Here is an 18588-nt window from a genome sequence, read left to right as displayed (position 1 = left end):
GCTTCCTCGCCGGCCAGTCCTCGCTGCTGGGCATCACCGGCTGGCGCTGGATCTTCTACGTCAACGTGCCGCTCGGCCTGCTCGCCTTCGCCGCCGTGTACCGGGTGCTGCACCTGCCGCACGAGCGGCGCGACCACCGCATCGACTGGCCCGGCGCGCTCGCCCTCGTCACGTTCCTCGTGCCGCTGCTCATCGTGGCCGAGCAGGGCCGCCTGTGGGGCTGGACCTCGGGCCGGTCGCTGGCCTGCTACTGCATCGGCGCCGTCGGCTTCGTAGCCTTCCTGCTCGCCGAGCGCGCCTACCGCGACGAGGCGCTGCTGCCGCTGCGGCTGTTCGGCAACCGCAGCTTCACCGTCGTCGGGATCGGCAGCGTGGTGATGGGTGCGGGCATGTTCGGCGGGCTGCTGCTGCTCCCGCAGTACCTGCAGATCGTGCACGGCTCGAGCGCCACGGTCGCCGGCCTGCAGATGATCCCGCTGGTCGCGGGCATCATGACCGGCGCGATGGGCTCCGGCATCGCCATCTCGCGGACCGGCCGCTACAAGGTGTTCCCGCTGGTGGGCATCGTGTCCATGACCGTCGCGCTGGTGTCGATGTCGTTCGTCGTCGGCGCCGACACCTCGATCTGGACGCTGGTCCCGTTCATGGTGCTGCTGGGCCTGGGCCTGGGCTTCAACTTCCAGCCCGCGATCCTCGCCGTGCAGAACGCCGTCTCGCCGCGGGAGATGGGCGTGGCCACCTCCTCGGTCACGTTCTTCCGCCAGATGGGCGGCACCATCGGCACCGCGGTCTTCCTGTCGGTGCTGTTCAGCCGGCTGCCCACCGACATCGGGGAGGCGGTGACCTCCGCGGCGGCGACCGACCCGCGGGTGGCCGAGGCGGTGCAGAGCGGCCGGCTGCCGGCCGGCGGCGACCTGTCGGACACCTCGTTCATCCAGTCGCTGCCGTCGTTCCTCGCCGCGCCGTTCAAGACCGGGTTCTCGAACTCGATCGACCTGGTGTTCCTCATCGCCGCGTGCGTGGTGGCCGTCGGGTTCTTCGTCTTCCTGTTCCTGCCCCAGCTGGCGCTGAGCACCAAGTCCGGCATCGAGGCGCGCCAGGCGGCTGCCCAGACCGCCGGTGAGCCGACGGGCGAGGACGCCGGCGCGCAGGCGGTCCAGGCGGCGGGTGCGGCGGCGCCGACGTCGACCGCGCCTCCGGCCGGGCGTCCCGGTGACGCCGAGCCGGTCGGCCGCCACCGCTGACGAGGCGCACGACTGCGAGAGGCCCCTCCCCGCGACCTGCGGGGAGGGGCCTCTCGTCGTCCACGGGCGGCTCGCGCGTCGACCTGCGGATGCGTGCACGTCCGGACGGCGTGTCGCCCATGTCGCGTGCACGCAGCCGATGATCAGCAGGCCGCGTGATCGAGAGTCGAGTTGTCGCCGCCGACACGCGCGGACACGCCGGCGCGAGCGGCGACAACTGCATGGTCGACGGGGCCGGCACACACGGCGCGCCTCAGCCGTGGGGCAGGAAGACCGCGCGGACGCAGCCGTCCTGCTTCTCCTTGAAGAGCCGGTAGCCGCGCGGCGCGTCCTCCAGCGGCATCACGTGCGTGGCCAGGTACTCGGTGACCAGGTCCCCGCGCTCCATCCACTCCAGCAGGCGCGGGATGTAGCGCGGCCCGTGCACCTGGGCGCCGCGGAGGGTGAGCCCCTTGTTCATCACCGCGCCGAGCGGGAACTTGTCCGCCATCGCGGCGAAGACGCCGAGCAGGAACACGCTGCCGCCCTTGCGGCAGGCCAGGATGGCCTCGCGGACCGCCGCCGTCCGGTCGGTCTGCAGCCGCAGCTGCTGCTTGACCTGGTCGTACACCCCCTGCGGGCCGGGGCTGTGCGCCTCCATGCCCACCGCCTCGATGCATACGTCGGGGCCGCGGCCGCCGGTGGCCTCGCGCAGCTCGGCGGCCACGTCGGTGGTCGTGTAGTCGATCGTCTCCGCGCCCGCGTGCGTGCGGGCCTGCTCGAGCCGCTCGGGCAGCCGGTCGACGACGAACACCCGCTCGGCGCCGACCAGCGCCGAGATGCGGGCGGCCATCTGCCCGACGGCGCCCGCCCCCCACACCGCCACGGTGTCGCCGGGCTGCACCCCACCGAGGTCGACGCCGGTGAACGCGGTGGAGGCGGCGTCGGAGGCGAACAGCGCGCGGTCGTCGGAGACGCCGTCGGGGACCACGGAGGTGCCGACGTCGGCGAAGGGCACCCGCACGTACTCCGCGTGGCTGCCGGCGTAGCCGCCCACGGCGTGCGAGTAGCCCAGGCAGCCGCCGACCGCCTGCCCCCACAGCCCCTCGGTGATGCCCGGGTTCGGGTTGCTGTTGTCGCACAGCGAGTAGAGCTCGTGGCGGCAGTACCAGCAGGCGCCGCAGGAGACGAACGAGGCGACGACGACCCGGTCGCCCACCCGGCGGTGGCGGACACCCGCGCCGACCTCGACGACCTCGCCCATGAACTCGTGGCCGATGACGTCGCCGGCGCGCATGAACGGGATGTAGCCCGAGAGCAGGTGCAGGTCCGACCCGCACGTGGTGGTCCGGGTGACCCGCAGGACGACGTCGTGGTCGTTGAGGACCTGCGGCTCCGGGACGTCCTCCACCGACAGCTGGTTCACGCCGGTCCAGGTCAGGGCCCTCACAGCACGCCCTCCCGCCGCGACGCGGCCACCGCGCCGTCCAGCAGCCGGCCGCCGGGGGTCCCGGTGCGCTCGCCGTGCGGGCGCGGGTCCATCCTGAGCACCTCGCCCACCTCGACCAGCTGCTTGGCCTCGCGCAGCGCCTGCCGCAGCCGCCCGATCTCCTCGTCCGTGGCCGGCCCGCGGAAGCGGGCCGCCAGCTCGGTGCCCTTGTCGCCGGGCGCCGGGGTCACCCGGGTCTCGACCCGGTCCCCGAGGGCGGCCAGCGGGGGCGGCAGGTCGGCGAGCCGGTCCGGGTCGGCGAGCACCGTGACCGCGCGCCACCGCCGGGCGGCGGTGGCGGGGTCGTCTCTGGCCGATGCGGTGCCGACGCCGGGCAGCCGCACGTGCTGCAGCCGCCCGAGCAGCGCCGCGCCGGCTCCTCCCGCGAGACCGGTGGCCCGGCTGACGAGCTGGTCGAGGTCCATGGCGTGCTGCTACCCGGCCCGTCCCCCGGCCTATCGTGGGCCGGTCGGGCAGCGTGCCCGCGCTCCCGCCGCCGTCGCCCGTGGAGGCTCCCGTGTCCTCGCTGATCCTGTCCCGCCGCGACCTGGAGTTCCTCCTGCACGAGTGGCTGGAGGTCGAGACCCTCACCAAGCGGCCGCGGTTCGCCGAGCACTCGCGGGAGACCTTCGACGCGGTCATGGACCTCGCCGAGCAGATCGCCACCGAGCACTTCGCGCCGCACAACCGGAAGGCCGACGAGAACGAGCCGCGGTTCGTCGACGGCCGGGTGGAGATGATCCCCGAGGTCGCCAGGGCCCTCGCGGTGTTCGTCGAGTCCGGGATCATGGCCGGCACCTTCGACGAGGAGTACGGCGGCATGCAGCTGCCGCAGACCGTCGGGCAGGCGGCGTTCGCGTGGTTCAAGGCGGCCAACGTCGGGACGTCGAGCTACCCGTTCCTGACCATGGGCAACGCCCGGCTGCTGCTCGCGCACGGCTCGCCGGAGCAGAAGGACCGCTTCGTCCGGCCGATGCTCGAGGGCCGCTGGTTCGGCACGATGGCGCTGTCGGAGCCCCAGGCCGGCTCGTCGCTGGCCGACATCACCACCCGCGCCGAGCCGCAGGACGACGGCACCTTCCGGCTCTCCGGCAACAAGATGTGGATCTCGGCCGGCGACCACGAGCTGACCGAGAACATCGTCCACCTGGTGCTGGCCAAGATCCCCGGCGGCCCCCCCGGGGTGAAGGGCATATCGCTGTTCGTCGTGCCCAAGTTCCTGGTCACCGACGACGGGTCGGTCGGCGAGCGCAACGACGTCGTCCTGGCCGGCCTGAACCACAAGATGGGCTACCGCGGGACGACGAACACGCTGCTCAACTTCGGGGAGGGCGTGCACACCCCGGGCGGGCGGGCCGGCGCCGTCGGGTACCTGGTCGGGGAGCCGCACAAGGGGCTCTCCTACATGTTCCACATGATGAACGAGGCGCGGATCGGCGTCGGGATGGGCGCGACCGTCCTCGGCTACACCGGCTACCTGCACGCGCTGGAGTACGCGCGCACCCGCACCCAGGGCCGCCCGGCCAGCAGCAAGGACCCGTCCTCGCCGATGGTCCGGCTGGTCGACCACGCCGACGTCCGCCGGATGCTGCTGGCCGCCAAGAGCTACGCCCAGGGCGGGCTGGCGCTGGGCCTGTACTGCGCGCGCCTGGTCGACGAAGAGCGGACCGCGGAGACCGAGGAGGAGCGTGCCCGCGCCCACCTGCTGCTCGACACGCTGACCCCGATCGCCAAGGCGTGGCCCTCGCAGTGGGGCCCCGTCGCCGACGACCTCGCCATCCAGGTGCACGGCGGCTACGGCTACACCCGCGACTACCCGGTCGAGCAGTTCTACCGGGACAACCGGCTCAACCCGATCCACGAGGGCACCAACGGGATCCAGGCCCTGGACCTGCTCGGCCGCAAGGTCACCCTGCAGGGTGGCGCCGGGCTGCGACTGCTGGCCGAGACGATCTCGGCGACGACGGCGCGGGCGGCCGGGACACCGTTCGCCGACCTCGCCGCCGACGTCGACGCCGCCGTCGGCCGGCTGGTGTCGGTCACCGGCACGCTGTGGGGCACCGGCGACCCGGCGCTGGCCCTGGCCAACGCCAGCGCCTACCTCGACGCCGCCGGCCACACCGTCGTCGGGTGGCTGTGGCTGGAGCAGGCACTGGCCACGCGGGACGCGACCAGCGACTTCCACGAGGGCAAGCGCGCCGCGGCGCGGTACTTCCAGCGCTGGGAGCTGCCGAAGGTGCACACCTGGCTGGACCTGCTGGAGTCGCTGGACCGGACGGTGCTCGACACCCCCGACGCCTGGCTCTAGCGCCCGGAACAGCTCCGGAACGCGATCGCGCCCCGCGACTCCTCGAGGGAGCGGCGGGGCGCGGTCGCACGGAGGTCGGGCCGGGCGTCAGGCCGCCTGGGCCACCCCCACCGGCTCGACGGCGGCGCCGGTCACGGCGCTCTCCCGCCGGGTGGCGGCGGAGGCGGCCGCCCGCTGCTCGCGCTCGTAGCGTGCCGTCGTCGAGGTGCCCATCGCGATCACCAGCCCGGTGAGGACCAGGAACCCGACGAGGGCGACAGCCGGCCACAGAACCATCTCGAACGTCCCCTTGCTCGTCTCGTGTCGCACCACCGGACCGTGCCCGGCGGAATCGTCGTCCGCCTTCTGTGTTCCCGGCTCCAACGCCTCTCAATCGTCGTCACGTAGTGTTCACCTGACGGGCTGTGAGCACGGCCACATCCGGGCAGGCCGGCGGCCCGGTGCGGTGCAGGGGGTGGCCGCATGGTGTCATCGGGAGGTGTCCGCCGGCGCCGGGGCCCCGCCGTCCGGCACCGCCGTCTCCACCCGGCCGACGCGTCCGGCGCTCCTCGTCCTGACCCTGTCACTCGGGGTGACGACGCTGTCGCTGCTGCAGAGCCTGGTCGTGCCGGTCCTCGGCCCGATCGGCGAGCAGCTCGGCGTCTCCCCCGCCGCCGCGGGCTGGGTGCTCACCGCCAACCTGCTGGCCGCCGCGGTGCTCACCCCGGTCCTCGGCCGGCTCGGCGACGTGCACGGCGAGCGCCCGGTCGTCCTCGGCATCCTGGTCGCCGTCGCGGCCGGCACCCTGCTGGCGATCGTCACCCGGTCACTGCCCCTGCTGCTGGTCGCCCGGGTCCTGCAGGGCTCCTCCTACGGGCTCTTCCCGCTGTCGATCAGCCTGCTGCGCCGCGAGCTCCCGCCGGAGCGGCTGAGCGTGGCGATGTCGATCGTCAGCAGCACCCTGGGCGTCGGCGGTGTGGTCGGCCTGGTGGCGGCCGGGCTGCTCACCGGCGACGGCGGGGACTACCACCGCCCGTTCTGGGTCGGCCTCGGCGTCACCCTGGTGTCCCTCGCGCTGGCCGCCGTGGCGCTGCCCCGCCGCCCGGGGACGGCGACCGGCGGGGTCGACTGGGCGGGAGCCGTGCTGCTCGGCATCGGGCTGGTGCTCCTGCTGCTGCCGGTCTCGCAGGGCAACGCCTGGGGGTGGACCTCCCCGGCCACGCTCGGCTGCGCGGCCGGCGCGCTCGTCGTGCTGACCGGGTGGGTGCTGTTCCAGGGCCGCCGGACCGCGCCGCTGGTCCGCCCCGCGCTGCTGACCGACCCGCGGATGCTGGTGCCCAATCTCGCCGGGCTGGCGACGGGCGTGGGCCTGTTCGTCTCCTTCCTCGCGGTCATGCAGTACGTGCAGACGCCGCCCGCGGCCGCCGGCTACGGGTTCGGGGCGCCGGTGCTCGAGGCCGCCGTCGTCTACCTGCTGCCCGGTGGCGTGCTGGGCATCGCCCTCGCCCCGGTCGCCGGTCGGGTGGTCGACCGGGTCGGTCCCCTGCTCACCCTGCTCGCCGGGTCGCTCGCCGGCGTGGCCGGCTTCCTCGTGCTCGCCGCCGCGCGGGCGGAGCCGGCCGCCGTCGTCGTCGCCGGGCTGCTGACCCAGGCGTGGGTGACGGTGGTCTACGCCGCGCTGCCGACGCTGGTCGTCTCGGCGGTGCGGCGCAGCGAGACCGGGGTGGCCAATGCGGTGAACTCGATCGCCCGCTCGGTGGGCCAGGCGGTCGGCAGCACGGTCACCGTCGCGTTGCTCGGCGCCGCGCTCGACCCCGCCACCGGCTTCCCGCGGGCGGGGGCGTTCACCGCGGTGTCGCTGCTGGGCGCGGGCTCGGCCCTGGTGGTGGCGCTGGTCAGCGTCGGCGGCATGGTGCAGGGGCGGCGGCGCGGTCCCGCCGGCGCCGGCGGGGCGGCCGACGTCGAGCGGGCCACGGCCTGCGCCGGCGAGTGGTCGCCGGTCTCCGGGGTGCGCTGAACCGCTCCCCGACGGCGCCGGTGTGATCACCCGGTGCATGGAAGGGGGTCGTCCGGGGAACCGATCACCCTGATCCACCCGCTCCCTGCCCCGGAGGACCACGATGGCCCGCCCCCACGGCTCCCGCGCCGCGAGCACCGAGGCGTCGAAGCCGACGCGTTTCTCGGGCAACTCCACCGGTGACCCCGCGCCGCACGACGACAAGGTCAACTCGACGCGGTTCGACAACGCCCCCCGCGGCACCGACACGAAGACGACCTTCTTCGCCACGATCAAGCGCACGGTGAAGGAGTTCAGCGAGGACAACCTCACCGACTGGGCGGCGTCGCTCACCTACTACGGCGTCCTCGCGCTGTTCCCGGCGCTCATCGCGCTGACCTCCATCGTGGGGCTGCTCACCACGCCGCAGCAGCTCACCGACGCGCTGACCACCGTCCTCCCGGGTCAGGCGGCCAGCACGCTGGAGCCGGTCATCCAGCAGGTCGCCGGCAGCCAGAGCGCCGCCGGCTTCGGCCTGGTCCTCGGTCTGGCCGGCGCGGTGTGGTCGGCCTCGGGCTACGTGGGCGCGTTCACCCGCGCGTCCAACGTCGTCTACGAGACGCCCGAGGGCCGCAAGTTCTGGAAGCTCAAGCCGCTGCAGCTGCTGGTCACCCTGATCGGCATCCTGTTCGCCGCCGTCATCGTGGCGATGCTGGTGCTCAGCGGCGGGGTCGTGGAGGCCATCGCCTCGGCCGTCGGGGTGGGCGAGACGGCCCTCACCGTGTGGAACGTCGTCAAGTGGCCGGTGATCCTGGTGATCCTGGCCCTGATGATCGCCGTCCTCTACTACTCGACGCCGAACGTCAAGCTGCGCGGGTTCCGGTTCGTCAGCCCCGGTGCCGCCGTGGCGATCCTCGTGGCCGTCGTGGCCTCGGCCGCGTTCGCCTTCTACGTGGCCAACTTCGGCAGCTACAACAAGACCTACGGCGCGCTGGCCGGTGTCGTCGTCTTCCTGATCTGGTTCTGGCTGATCAACCTGGCCCTGCTGTTCGGCATCGAGTTCGACGCCGAGAAGGAGCGGACCAAGGAGCTCAAGGACGGCATCCCGGGCGCGGAGAAGGAGATCCAGCTCGACGCCCGCGCCGAGCCCAAGCCCCGCAACACCAACTAGCGGGCCGCACGGCACACACACCGGAGGCCCCCTCCCCGGCCGGGGAGGGGGCCTCCGGTGTGTGCTCAGCGGGCGGTGGGCGGGCCGTCGCCGCGGCGGGCCGGTGGGGTCCGCTCGATGACCCCTGCCACCACGGCCAGCCCGCGGCTGACCGCGGCACCGGCCGGTGCCAGCGGGGCGGGCACCCGGCGGACGACGGCGTCGACGGTGTCGCGGGTCCGGTCGACCAGCGACAGGGGCAGGCCCGACAGCGCGTTGCCCGGCGGACGCCGCGACACGGTGGGGTGCGCCCGCGTGGGCGAGACCCGGCGGACCAGCTCCCACCGGCGGCCGAGCCGGCGCAGCTCGGCGGGGTCCAGGCGCTCCTGCAGCCGCGGGAACAGCAGGTCCTCCTCGTCGCGGACGTCCTCGCGCAGCACCGTCACCAGCCGGGCGAGCCGCGTGGCCCGCTGCGGGTGGTCGGGGCCGCCCTCCTCGAGCGCGGCGACGAGCTCGTTGACCTCCTGGTGCTCGGTCTCGATCCGCCGGGTCAGCGCGTCGCCGTCGGGCAGCACCCGGCGGATCACCGGCCACAGCACGGTCTCCTCGGCGAAGGCGTGGCTGAACACCAGCCGGTCGATCCGGGTGAGCACCTCCTCCTGCGCCCGGCCGGTGGTGCCGTCGAGCTCGTGCAGCAGGCGGTCGAGCTCGACGTGGTCGGCGCGCTGGCGCACCAGCACGCTGCCGGGCCCCCCGAGCTCGTCGTCGGTCTGGTCGGCGGTGGAACGGGGCACGGGGCCCTCCTCGGGGCGCACGGGACGGAACGGTCCGGTCCTGCCCGGCGGCGGCGCCGGGCACACCGGGTTGTCCGGCGGGGCGCGGGGTAGTGCGGGCGCGGGGACAGCGGGGTCCCGATCCGCGAGGAGGGCAGTGCCATGGCCGACCGGCCCACCGTCACGTCGGACTTCTACGACCTGGAGGCGCTGCTCGACGAGCAGGACCGCGCGACGCTGCACCGCGTCCGGGCCTTCATGGACGAGCAGGTCGAACCGGTCATCAACGAGTGGTGGACGCGGGCGCAGTTCCCCCGCCAGCTGATCCCCGGCCTGGCCGAGCTGGGCATCGCCGGCGCCCAGTACTCCGGGTACGGCTGCCCGGGTCGCTCCTCGCTGTTCGACGGCATGGTGTCCATGGAACTGGGCCGGGGCGACCCGTCGGTGGCCACCTTCATCGGCGTCCACGGCGGCCTGGCCATGGGCACGATGCACCTGTGCGCCTCCGACGAGCAGAAGGAGCGCTGGCTGCCGGCGATGGCCCGCATGGAGCTCATCGGCGCGTTCGGGCTCACCGAGCCCGACCACGGCTCCGACGTCGCCCGGGGCATCCAGACCACCGCCCGCCGGGACGGCGACGAGTGGGTCCTCGACGGGCAGAAGAAGTGGATCGGCAACGGCAGCTTCGCGGATCTGGTGATCATCTGGGCGCGGGACGTGGAGACCGACCGGGTGCTCGGGTTCGTCGTCGAGACGCCGACGCCCGGGTTCAGCGCCGTCGACCTCGAGGACAAGATCGCCCTGCGCGCGGTGCAGAACGCGCTGATCACCCTCGACGGCGTCCGGGTGCCGGAGGAGAACCGGCTGCAGAACGCGAACTCGTTCCGCGACACGGCCAACGTGCTGCGGGCGACCCGGGTCAGCGTGGCGTGGTCGGCGGTCGGCTGCTCGCGCGGCGCCTACGAGCACGCGCTGCGCTACGCGATGGAGCGTGACCAGTTCGGCCGCTCGATCACCTCCTTCCAGCTCGTGCAGGACCTGCTGTTCCGGATGCTCGGCAACATCACCGCCTCCGCCGCGCTGTGCGCCCGGGCCTCGCAGCTGCAGGACTGCGGCATGCTCCGCGACGAGCACGCCTCGATGGCCAAGGGCTACTCGACGATGCGCATGCGCGAGACCGTCGGCTGGGCGCGGGAGCTGATGGGCGGCAACGGGATCCTGCTGGAGAACCACGTGGGCCGGTTCGTGGCCGACGCCGAGGCCATCTACTCCTACGAGGGCACCCGCGAGGTGAACAGCCTGATCGTCGGCCGGGCGATCACCGGCACCAGCGCGATCGCCTGAGGCCGGACGTCAGGGATCGGCCAGCCACGCCAGCGTGCGGCCCCGCGACCAGCAGCGGCCCACGGCCTCGGCGCGCAGGGAGGACCGGTCGGCCACGGTCAGCCCGATTGTGCTGTGACCGGAGGCGCGGCGGTCCCCGAGGGTCGGGACCGCCGGCGCCACCCCGACCCCCTCCGCCGACACCCAGGCCACCGGCCGGCCGGCCGCGGCGTCGTCGAGGCGTTGCAGGAACCGCAGCCGGCCCGCGGGCGGGACCTGCGCGAGCGCCCACGCGGTGGTGACGACGGGCAGGGCGGGCGCGGGCACCCGGGCGACCGCGTCGGGCAGCAGCTCGACGGGGTCCCCCCGCAGCAGCAGCGGCGGGGCCGTCGCGGCCAGCGCGAGCTCCGCCGCCACCATCTCGGCCCGCTCCGGCTGCCCCGGCCACACGCAGGCGCGCAGCCACCGGGCGTCGTCCGCGTCGGTCGGGTCGAGCGGGTCGCGGCCGACGCCGACCCGGGCGACGACCTCGGGCACCGCCCGCTCGGGGACCGGCCGGTCCCCCACGACCGCCGCCGACAGCTGCACCGGTGACGCCGGGTCGCCGAGGAACCGCCCGTCGCCGTAGGTGGTGCCGACGCGGTCGACGAGCAGGTCGGACCAGGCCGAGCAGCCCACGCCGACGAGGCCGACCGCGTCCGCGCCCACCCGGCGGGCGGCCTCGGCGACGGCCGGGTACAGCACGGCGCAGCGCCCGGTCCCGTCGGTCCGCGGCAGCCGGCGCGCGGCGAGCGCCACGACCGCGTCGGTCGTCCCGAGCAGCGTGTCGACCGCCGCCCGCGCGGCGGCGTCGCCGTCCCCGGCGGTGTAGGCCGCGGCCAGCGCCGGGGCGCGGCCGGCGAGGGCGAGGTCGTGCAGCGCGGCGAGGACGACCGTGGGGTGCCGCCGGCGCGCGGGCAGTGCCCCGAGGGCGCGCAGCGCCTCGGGGGACCGGCTCAGGGCGACGGCGACGCGCTCGTACAGCGGTGAGGTCCCGGCGGCGTCGACCTCCGCGAAGCGCCGGTACGCCTCGGCGAGCGGGCGGGCGGTGCCCGCGGCGCTCACCGGCCGTCCCACCAGCGCAGGGCCGCCTCCTCCGGGGTGGCGCCGTCGACGGCGACGGCGCGGTTGAGCCCGACCAGGTCGAGCGTGGTCAGCTGGGCGCTGACCGCGTCCAGCGTCGCGCGCAGCCGCTCGTCGGCGACCGCGGTCCGCACGATGGGTACCACGTTCTCCGGCGGCTGCAGCGACCGGTCGTCCCGGAGCAGCAGCAGCGAGGCATCCGTCAGCCGGGCGTCGGTCGTCTCCAGCATGCCGACGTCGATCTGCCCGGTGAGCAGGGCCTCGGCCGTGGCCGACCGCGAGGGCATGCTGCGGACCTCGGCGAACTCCACGCCGTAGACCTCGCGCAGCCCGGGCAGGCAGAACCGCCGTTCCCGGCACTCGGGCGGGCCGCCGAAGACCAGCCCGGGGGCCACCGCGGCGAGCTGGGACAGCGTCGTCATCCCGTGCCGCTCGGCGAGGTCGGTGAGGACGACGAACCCGTTCTGGTCCTCGGCCTCGGCGGCGGCGAGCGGGGTCAGCCCCCGCCGGTCGAGCATCTCCGCCAGCCCGTCGCGCAGCGGCTCCGGGTGGTCGTGCACCGACCCGGCACCGGCCTGGAGGAACTCCGCGGCGGTGCCCAGGTAGTCGACGACGAGGTCGACCACCCCCTGCTCCAGCGCCGGGAAGACGACCTCGCGGGTGCCGATGCCGTGCTGCACCGTCACGGCGAAGCCCGCCCGCCGCAGCGCCTCGGCGTAGACCTCGGCCAGGGTCTGGTTCTCGGGGAAGTCGTAGGAGGCGATCCGGATCCCCGGGTCCCGGGGCGGGCCGGCGTCCGCGGCCGTGTCGCCGCACGCGCTCAGCAGGGCCGCGACGACGGCGACCACGGCGAGGACGGACACGGGGAACGGGCGACGGCGCATCGCGGGCCCTCCCGGGCAGGAGGCGGCGCCCCGCGGCCTTCGGGCGCGGGAGCAGCCACGCTAGTCGCGGACGGGACCAAGGTCGATGGTCCTGGGAGCGCATCGGGTGCAGCATCGGGCGGCATGGCGGCCACGACGCGGTCCTCCGCGCCGCAGACACCGGTGCCGCGGGTGCCGGCGCCGGCGGGCGGGCAGCTCCGCCGCCCGGACCCGCCGCAGGTCCACCGGGTCCACCGGCGCCGCCGGCCCTCCGGCGAGGCCCCGCCGCTGCCGCGGCACCTCAACGCGTCGGGCAAGTGGTGGCTGGCGCTCAGCGGCCTGGTGCTCGTCACCTGGGTCGTCGTGGTCGTCACCGGCAGCGTGGCCGTGTTCGACCTGGTCGACACGCGCATCCTGCAGGCCGTCGCGACCATCCGCTCCCCCGGGCTGACCCGGGTCGCCGAGGTGGCCGGCGTCCTCGCCACCGGCCGGGCCGTCCACCTGCTGTGGCTGACCAACCTCGTCGTCCTGGTCGTCTTCCGGCGGTGGCGGCACCTGTTCGTCTGGGTCGGCGTCGGCCTCCTGGTGGTCAACACCGCGACCACCATGGCGGCCGTGCTGCAGCGGCACCGGCCCTACGAGGTGGAGGTGCTCGGGTACTGGTCGGGCTTCTCGATGCCCTCGGTGCCGATGACGGTGTTGGCGACCTTCCTGGTCAGCAGCCTGTACTCGCTGGTGCCCGCCGGCCGCCGCCGCGACGTCGGCAAGTGGGTGGTGTGCGGCCTGCTCCTGGTCACGGCCGCCTCCCGGCTGTACCTGGCCCAGGACCACCCCACCGACGTCCTCGCCGGCGTCGTCCTCGGGGTCGCCGCCCCGCTGGCCGCCTTCCGGCTGCTGACGCCCAACGAGGTCTACCCCGTCGTCTACCGGCGCGGCAGCCCGGCCCACCTCGACGTCACCGGGGCGCGCGGCGAGGCGATCGTCCGGGCGCTGCAGGACCAGCTGGGCCTGGTCGCCACGTCCGTCAAGCCGTTCGGCCTGGCCGGCTCGGGGGGCTCCACGCCGCTGCGGATCACCGTCAAGGGCACCGACGACGCGGAGGACGCGGAGGAGGACAGCTGCGTCTTCGGCAAGCTCTACGCCGTCACGCACCTGCGGTCCGACCGCTGGTTCAAGCTCGGTCGCACGCTGCTCTACGGCCGGCTCGAGGACGAGAAGCCCTACCACAGCGTGCGCCGGCTGGTTCAGTACGAGGACTACGTGCTGCACCTGCTCTCCGACGCGGGGCTGCCGGTGCCGCACCCGCTGGGCATCGTGGAGATCACCCCGGAGCGCGAGTACCTGCTGGTCGCCGAGTTCCTCGTGGGCGCGCGCGAGATCGGCGACCCCGACGTCCCCGTCGACGACGACGTGATCGACCAGGGGCTGGCCGTCATCCGCCGGCTGTGGGAAATCGGCATGGCGCACCGCGACATCAAGCCGGCCAACGTGCTGGTGCGCGACGGCACCCTGTTCCTCATCGACTCGGCGTTCGCCGAGATCCGGCCCAGCCCCTGGCGGCAGGCGGTCGACCTGTCCAACATGATGCTGGTCCTCGCGCTGCGCACCGACGCCGAGCGGGTCCTCGCCCGGGCGCGCGTGCAGTTCTCCGACGAGGAGATCGCCGAGGCCTTCGCCGCCACCCGCGGCCTGACCATGCCCTCCCAGCTGCGCCGGATGCTGCGGGCGCAGGGCCGCGACCTGCACGCGGACTTCCTGCGGCTGCTGCCCTACCGGCTGCCGCCGGTGCGGATCCAGCGGTGGTCCTTCCGCAGGGTCGGGCTGACCCTGGTCACCGTCCTGGCCGTGGTGCTGGCCATCGCCGTCGGCGTCGACCTGCTCGGGGCGCCGCTGTGAGCCGGGCCGGGCGGGCGGCCGTCGGGCTGCTCGCCGTGCCCCTGCTCGCCGCGGGATGCAGCACCGGGGCGCCCAGCGTCAGCGTCGACATGCCCGCCTGCGTCAGCGGGGACGACGCGCGGGCGGCCAACGCCGTCGTGCTCATGGCCCAGGCGGTGCCGACGGCGACCTGGGTGCCGTGCGTCGAGAGCGTGCCGGTCGGGTGGACCTACGCCGGCGTGGACGCCCGCGCCGGCTCGGCCCGGTTCTGGCTCAACTCCGACCGGGACGGCTTGCGCGCCATCGAGGTGCGGCTGACCGCCGAGTGCGACACCCGGGGCGCCACCGAGATCCCCAGCGAGCGGGACGGCCTGCGCCGGTTCGAGCGGGTGACGCAGGTGACACCCCAGTACCTCGGCCGGCGCCACTACGTCTTCCCGGGGGGCTGCGTGACCATCGTCTTCACGCTGTCCGGCGACAACCGCGGGGAGCCGCTGGCCCTCGCCACCCAGAGCCTGGGCGTGGTGAGCCGGGAGCAACTGGCCGCGCAGGTGTACGAGGCGAGCGGCGGGCGGCTGCACCTCGACCCTCCCGAGGCCGACGAGGACGCCGCCGCCGATGACGGGAGGGACCCGCCGTGACCGCCGTCGCCCCGCAGGCCCCGCCCGCCCGGCCGCCGCGGCGGACCCCGCTCTGGCGCCGGGTGCTGACCCCGCTGCTCTCCCTGGCGCTGGTCGGCGCGGTCTTCTTCTGGTTCCTGCCGCAGTTCACCGACCTGTCCGACGTCTGGGCGGCGGTGCGGGCGATGTCCTGGGCGCAGGCGGCCGTGCTGGCGCTGGCCGCCGCGTGGAACCTGCTCACCTACCAGTTCGTCATGGTCACGACCATGCCGGGGCTGCGGCTGCGGGAGGCGACGGTCTCGTCGCTGACCACCACCGCGGTGTCCAACACCGTGGTCGCCGGGGCGGCGCTCTCGCTCGGGCTGACCTACGCGATGAACTCCTCGTGGGGGTTCTCCCGCTCGCGGACCTCGGTCATGCTGCTGCTGTCGGGGTTGTGGAACAACTTCGTCAAGCTCGGTCTGCCGGTGTTCGCCGTCACGCTGCTGGCGTTCTCCTCCACCCCGACCACCGGCCGGGTGCTCGCCGGGCTGGCCGGGGTCGCGGGACTGGTCGTGGCCGTGGTCCTGCTCGGCCTGCTGCTGCGCAGCCGGGAGAGCGCGGCCCGGATCGGCAGGGGCCTGGGCCGGGTGGTGTCCGCCCTGATCCGGCCGTTCGGCCGCCCGCCGGTGCAGGGCTGGGACCTGGCGACGACGAGGTTCCGCGACCGGACGGCGCTGCTGCTGCGCGCCCGCTGGCACTGGCTGACCCTGTCGACGATCGTCAGCCAGCTCTCGCTGTTCCTCGTGCTGCTCGTGGCCCTCCGCGCGGTGGGTGTCGACGCCGAGCAGGTCTCTGCCGTGGAGGCCCTGGCGGTCTTCGCCGGGGCCCGCCTGCTCACCGCCGTCCCGTTCACCCCCGGCGGCCTGGGGGTCATCGAGCTGGCGCTGATCACCGGCCTGTCCGCGGCCGGCGGCGACCGGGCGCTCGTCGCCGCGGCGGTCCTGGTGTTCCGCGCGCTCACCTACGTGCTGCCGATCCCCCTGGGCGTGGGGACGTACGTGTTCTGGCGGACCAACCGCTCGTGGCGGCGGGAGCCCAACTCCGCACCGCGCACGGAACTGGTGCCGGAGAGCGCCTGACGGGGGCCGGCCGGCCCGCCGCCGTCCTCCTGCCGGAGCCGGGGACCTGTGCTTGAGTGAGCCGGGTCACCAGGTCCCCCGCACCCCGTCAGGAGTCCGCGATGACCACCACCGCACAGCGTCCGGCCGCCGGGCCCGCCGACCGCCCGCGCCCGGCCGCAGCCGCCGACGGCAGCGCGGAGGAGCAGGCGGGCGATGCCGTCATGGGCCTGGACATGGTCCTCGTCGACGCCGCCCGCGGGCCGCTGCGGCGCATGGTCCCGCCGGCCCGCACGCTCGCCGCGCTCGGGTCGGCCCTGGTCCGCCACCCCGACGCGGTGGCCCGCCGCGGCGGGGAACTGGCCCGCGAGGTCGGCCGGATCGCGGTCGGCCGCTCGGAGATCGCGCCCAACCCCAAGGACCGCCGCTTCGCCGACCCCGCATGGACCGGCAACCCCCTGTTCAAGCGGACGATGCAGGCGCACATCGCCGCGGCCCGCGCCGCGGCCGGCCTGGTCGACGACGTCGACCTCGACTGGCGCGACGACGAGCGCATCCGCTTCACCCTGACCAACGTCGTCGACGCGCTCGCGCCCAGCAACGTCCCGTTCCTCAACCCGCTGGCGCTCAAGGCGGTCATCGACACCGGCGGCCGCAACGCCGTCTCCGGGCTGCGCCGGCTGGTCTCGGACATCGTGTCCCCGCCGCGGGTGCCCTCGATGGTCGAGCCCGACGCGTTCACCGTCGGCGAGGACCTCGCCGTCACTCCGGGCGCCGTGGTCCTGCGGACCGACGTGTTCGAGCTGATCCAGTACCGGCCGACGACCGAGCGGGTGTACCGCACGCCGCTGGTCATCGTGCCGCCGACGATCAACAAGTACTACGTCACCGACCTCGCGCCGGGCCGCAGCATCGTCGAGCACTACGTGGGCGCCGGCCACCAGGTCTTCATGATGAGCTGGCGCAACCCGGACGCCCGGCACGCCGAGTGGGGCCTGGACACCTACGGGCAGGCCGTCCTGGACGCCGCCGACGCCGCCGAGCGGATCACCGGCAGCGAGCGCGTCGCGTTCCAGGGCTTCTGCTCCGGCGGCATCATCCTGGCGATGGTGCTGGCCCACCTGGCCGCCACCGGCCGGCTCGACCGGGTGGCCGCCGCCAGCTTCGCCGTCACCGTCCTCGACTGGTCGCGCGCCGGCACGATCGGCGCGCTCATGGACGAGCAGGCGGTGCAGGAGGCCACCGAGAAGTCGCGGCGGAAGGGCTACCTCGACGGCGCGATGCTGGCCGAGGTCTTCGCCTGGCTGCGGCCCAACGACCTGGTGTGGAACTACTGGGTCAACAACTACCTGCAGGGCCAGCCCCCGCCCGCCTTCGACATCCTCTACTGGAACGCCGACACCACGCGGATGACCGCCGCGCTGCACCGCGACTTCATCGAGGTGGCACTGGGCAACCAGCTCACCGAGCCCGGGAGGTCGAGCATGCTCGGCACCCCGGTCGACCTCTCCACCGTCGACGTCGACACCTACGTCACCGCCGGCATCGCCGACCACCTCTGCCCGTGGCAGTCCTGCTACCGCACCACCCAGCTGCTCGGCGGGCGCAGCCGGTTCGTGCTGTCCACCGCCGGCCACATCGCCTCGCTGGTCAACCCGCCCACCAACCCCAAGGCGTCCTTCCAGGTGGCGCCGGAGACGCCGGCCGACCCGGAGCAGTGGCTGGCGTCGGCCCGCAAGGAGAAGGGCTCGTGGTGGCCGGACTTCACCGGGTGGCTGGCCGAGCGGGCCGGGGAGGAGGTACCGGCGCCGGAGTCGCTGGGCGGGCCGGACCTGCCGGTCCTCGGTGACGCGCCGGGGACGTATGTCTTCGACAAGTGAGTCGCGGCCGCGGCCGGACCGGGGGGAGACGGTCCGGACGCTGGTCGTCGGGGGCCGCACGCTGCGCGTGGCCGAGCGCCGCGGCGACGGTTCCCGTCCCCCGCTGCTGCTGATGAACGGCATCGGCGCCAGCCTCGAGGTGCTGCAGCCCTTCGTCGACGCGCTCGACCCGCGCCGCACCGTCGTCCGCTTCGACGTCCCCGGCGTGGGCGGGTCGCCGCCACCGGTGGTCCCCTACGTGCTGGCCACGCTGACGCCCGTGGTGGCCGGGCTGCTGCGCCGGCTCGGTCACGACGGCGAGGTCGACGTGCTCGGGCTGTCGTGGGGCGGGGGCCTGGCGCAGCACTTCGCCGTCCAGCACCGCCGCCGGTGCCGCCGGCTGGTGCTCGCCGCCACCGGCACCGGGTCGCTGATGGTGCCCGCCTCGCCGCGGGTGCTCTCCCACATGCTCACGCCCCGGCGGCACCGCGACCCCGGCTACGCCGAGCGCATCGCGGGCGAGCTCTACGGCGGCACCGTGCGCACCGACCCGGCGCGGGCGGCGCGGGCGCTGCACGCGCACAGCCGGCTCGGCCCGCGGCGCGGCTACTACTTCCAGCTGGCCGCGAGCGCGGGGTGGAGCAGCCTGCCGTTCCTGTCGCTGATCCGGCAGCCGACGCTGGTGCTCTGCGGGGACGACGACCCGATCATCCCGACGGTCAACGCCCGCATCCTGGCCCGCGGCATCCCGCGCGCGCGGCTGCACCTCTACGAGGGCGGGCACCTGGCGCTGGTCACCGAGGCCCGCGAGCTGGCGCCGGTGGTCGACGCGTTCCTCGACGGGGACGGCTGACCGGTCGTCCCGGGGACAGCCGGAGCCTGTGCGCTGACGCCGGGTTCGACCGCCG

The 18588-nt window shown here is 74.6% G+C and carries 16 protein-coding genes; 10 read left to right on the top strand and 6 right to left on the bottom strand.

Going from position 1 to position 18588, the window contains the following annotated elements:
- Window positions 1-1244 (top strand): MFS transporter (locus ACI79O_RS19205; RefSeq protein WP_456914938.1); only part of this gene is annotated, 1244 nt, incomplete at its 5' end.
- A 253-nt stretch (window positions 1245-1497) separates the two neighbouring features.
- Here ACI79O_RS19205 and ACI79O_RS19200 read toward each other — a convergent pair.
- Window positions 1498-2673 (bottom strand): zinc-dependent alcohol dehydrogenase, encoded by a 1176-nt coding sequence (locus tag ACI79O_RS19200; protein WP_456892377.1) that lies wholly within the window; start codon window positions 2671-2673, stop codon window positions 1498-1500.
- Complete coding sequence (locus tag ACI79O_RS19195) at window positions 2670-3137, bottom strand: hypothetical protein (RefSeq protein WP_456914937.1); 468 nt, start codon at window positions 3135-3137, stop codon at window positions 2670-2672. Before ACI79O_RS19195 ends, ACI79O_RS19200 begins: the two co-directional genes overlap by 4 nt.
- 92 nt (window positions 3138-3229) lie before the next feature.
- Here ACI79O_RS19195 and ACI79O_RS19190 point away from each other — a divergent pair, with 92 nt between their 5' ends.
- Window positions 3230-5020, top strand: a complete 1791-nt coding sequence (locus ACI79O_RS19190; protein WP_456914936.1) for an acyl-CoA dehydrogenase — start codon at window positions 3230-3232, stop codon at window positions 5018-5020.
- Between the two features lie 87 nt (window positions 5021-5107).
- Here the strand turns inward: ACI79O_RS19190 and ACI79O_RS19185 are convergent, their stop codons facing one another.
- Window positions 5108-5329 carry a hypothetical protein gene (locus ACI79O_RS19185; RefSeq protein ID WP_456873847.1) on the bottom strand — a complete coding sequence of 74 codons (222 nt, stop codon included), beginning with the start codon at window positions 5327-5329 and terminating at the stop codon, window positions 5108-5110.
- Window positions 5330-5498: 169 nt separating this feature from the next.
- On the opposite strand from ACI79O_RS19185, the gene ACI79O_RS19180 reads away from it, so the two are divergent.
- Both ACI79O_RS19180 and ACI79O_RS19175 read left to right on the top strand, forming a co-directional pair.
- Window positions 5499-7016: an MFS transporter gene (locus tag ACI79O_RS19180; protein WP_456914935.1), complete on the top strand. Its 1518-nt coding sequence runs from the start codon at window positions 5499-5501 to the stop codon at window positions 7014-7016.
- A 103-nt stretch (window positions 7017-7119) separates the two neighbouring features.
- Window positions 7120-8166, top strand: coding sequence for a YihY/virulence factor BrkB family protein (locus ACI79O_RS19175; RefSeq protein WP_456892370.1), 1047 nt, complete (start codon window positions 7120-7122; stop codon window positions 8164-8166).
- 65 nt (window positions 8167-8231) lie between these two features.
- Here ACI79O_RS19175 and ACI79O_RS19170 read toward each other — a convergent pair whose 3' ends face one another.
- Window positions 8232-8939 carry a hemerythrin domain-containing protein gene (locus tag ACI79O_RS19170; RefSeq protein WP_456892368.1) on the bottom strand — a complete coding sequence of 236 codons (708 nt, stop codon included), beginning with the start codon at window positions 8937-8939 and terminating at the stop codon, window positions 8232-8234.
- A gap of 141 nt (window positions 8940-9080) precedes the next feature.
- Here ACI79O_RS19170 and ACI79O_RS19165 point away from each other — a divergent pair, with 141 nt between their 5' ends.
- On the top strand, window positions 9081-10262 hold the full coding sequence (locus ACI79O_RS19165; protein ID WP_456892366.1) for an acyl-CoA dehydrogenase family protein: 1182 nt from the start codon (window positions 9081-9083) through the stop codon (window positions 10260-10262).
- Between the two features lie 9 nt (window positions 10263-10271).
- Here the strand turns inward: ACI79O_RS19165 and ACI79O_RS19160 are convergent, their stop codons facing one another.
- Window positions 10272-11345 (bottom strand): DUF2332 domain-containing protein, encoded by a 1074-nt coding sequence (locus tag ACI79O_RS19160; protein ID WP_456914934.1) that lies wholly within the window; start codon window positions 11343-11345, stop codon window positions 10272-10274.
- Window positions 11342-12247 (bottom strand): ABC transporter substrate-binding protein, encoded by a 906-nt coding sequence (locus ACI79O_RS19155; RefSeq protein ID WP_456914933.1) that lies wholly within the window; start codon window positions 12245-12247, stop codon window positions 11342-11344. Before ACI79O_RS19155 ends, ACI79O_RS19160 begins: the two co-directional genes overlap by 4 nt.
- Window positions 12248-12370: 123 nt before the next feature.
- Between ACI79O_RS19155 and ACI79O_RS19150 the strand changes: the two genes are divergently transcribed.
- The 5 genes from ACI79O_RS19150 (at window position 12371) to phaZ (ending at window position 18533) form a co-directional block, all read left to right on the top strand.
- Window positions 12371-14122 carry a phosphatase PAP2 family protein gene (locus ACI79O_RS19150; RefSeq protein WP_456892360.1) on the top strand — a complete coding sequence of 584 codons (1752 nt, stop codon included), beginning with the start codon at window positions 12371-12373 and terminating at the stop codon, window positions 14120-14122.
- Complete coding sequence (locus ACI79O_RS19145) at window positions 14119-14742, top strand: hypothetical protein (protein WP_456892358.1); 624 nt, start codon at window positions 14119-14121, stop codon at window positions 14740-14742. The genes ACI79O_RS19150 and ACI79O_RS19145 overlap by 4 nt, the downstream gene beginning before the upstream one ends.
- On the top strand, window positions 14739-15842 hold the full coding sequence (locus ACI79O_RS19140) for a lysylphosphatidylglycerol synthase transmembrane domain-containing protein (protein WP_456892356.1): 1104 nt from the start codon (window positions 14739-14741) through the stop codon (window positions 15840-15842). The genes ACI79O_RS19145 and ACI79O_RS19140 overlap by 4 nt, the downstream gene beginning before the upstream one ends.
- A 101-nt stretch (window positions 15843-15943) precedes the next feature.
- Complete coding sequence (locus ACI79O_RS19135) at window positions 15944-17701, top strand: PHA/PHB synthase family protein (RefSeq protein ID WP_456892355.1); 1758 nt, start codon at window positions 15944-15946, stop codon at window positions 17699-17701.
- A complete protein-coding gene (gene phaZ, locus ACI79O_RS19130) occupies window positions 17685-18533 on the top strand; it encodes a poly(3-hydroxyalkanoate) depolymerase (RefSeq protein WP_456892353.1) in 849 nt (282 codons plus the stop codon). The genes ACI79O_RS19135 and phaZ overlap by 17 nt, the downstream gene beginning before the upstream one ends.
- Window positions 18534-18588 lie beyond the last annotated feature (55 nt).

The organism is Geodermatophilus sp. SYSU D00696, assembly GCF_054050235.1.
Note: the sequence above shows the minus strand (reverse complement) of the source record. Positions and strands in the feature narration are given on the sequence as shown.

Bases quoted from the DNA above. Each gene is read 5' to 3' on its own strand.
- ACI79O_RS19195 (WP_456914937.1), bottom strand. From the start codon at position 3,137: ATGGACCTCGACCAGCTCGTCAGCCGGGCCACCGGTCTCGCGGGAGGA.
- ACI79O_RS19175 (WP_456892370.1), top strand. From the start codon at position 7,120: ATGGCCCGCCCCCACGGCTCCCGCGCCGCGAGCACCGAGGCGTCGAAG.
- ACI79O_RS19165 (WP_456892366.1), top strand. From the start codon at position 9,081: ATGGCCGACCGGCCCACCGTCACGTCGGACTTCTACGACCTGGAGGCG.
- ACI79O_RS19155 (WP_456914933.1), bottom strand. From the start codon at position 12,247: ATGCGCCGTCGCCCGTTCCCCGTGTCCGTCCTCGCCGTGGTCGCCGTC.
- ACI79O_RS19150 (WP_456892360.1), top strand. From the start codon at position 12,371: ATGGCGGCCACGACGCGGTCCTCCGCGCCGCAGACACCGGTGCCGCGG.
- ACI79O_RS19135 (WP_456892355.1), top strand. From the start codon at position 15,944: ATGACCACCACCGCACAGCGTCCGGCCGCCGGGCCCGCCGACCGCCCG.
- phaZ (WP_456892353.1), top strand. From the start codon at position 17,685: ATGTCTTCGACAAGTGAGTCGCGGCCGCGGCCGGACCGGGGGGAGACG.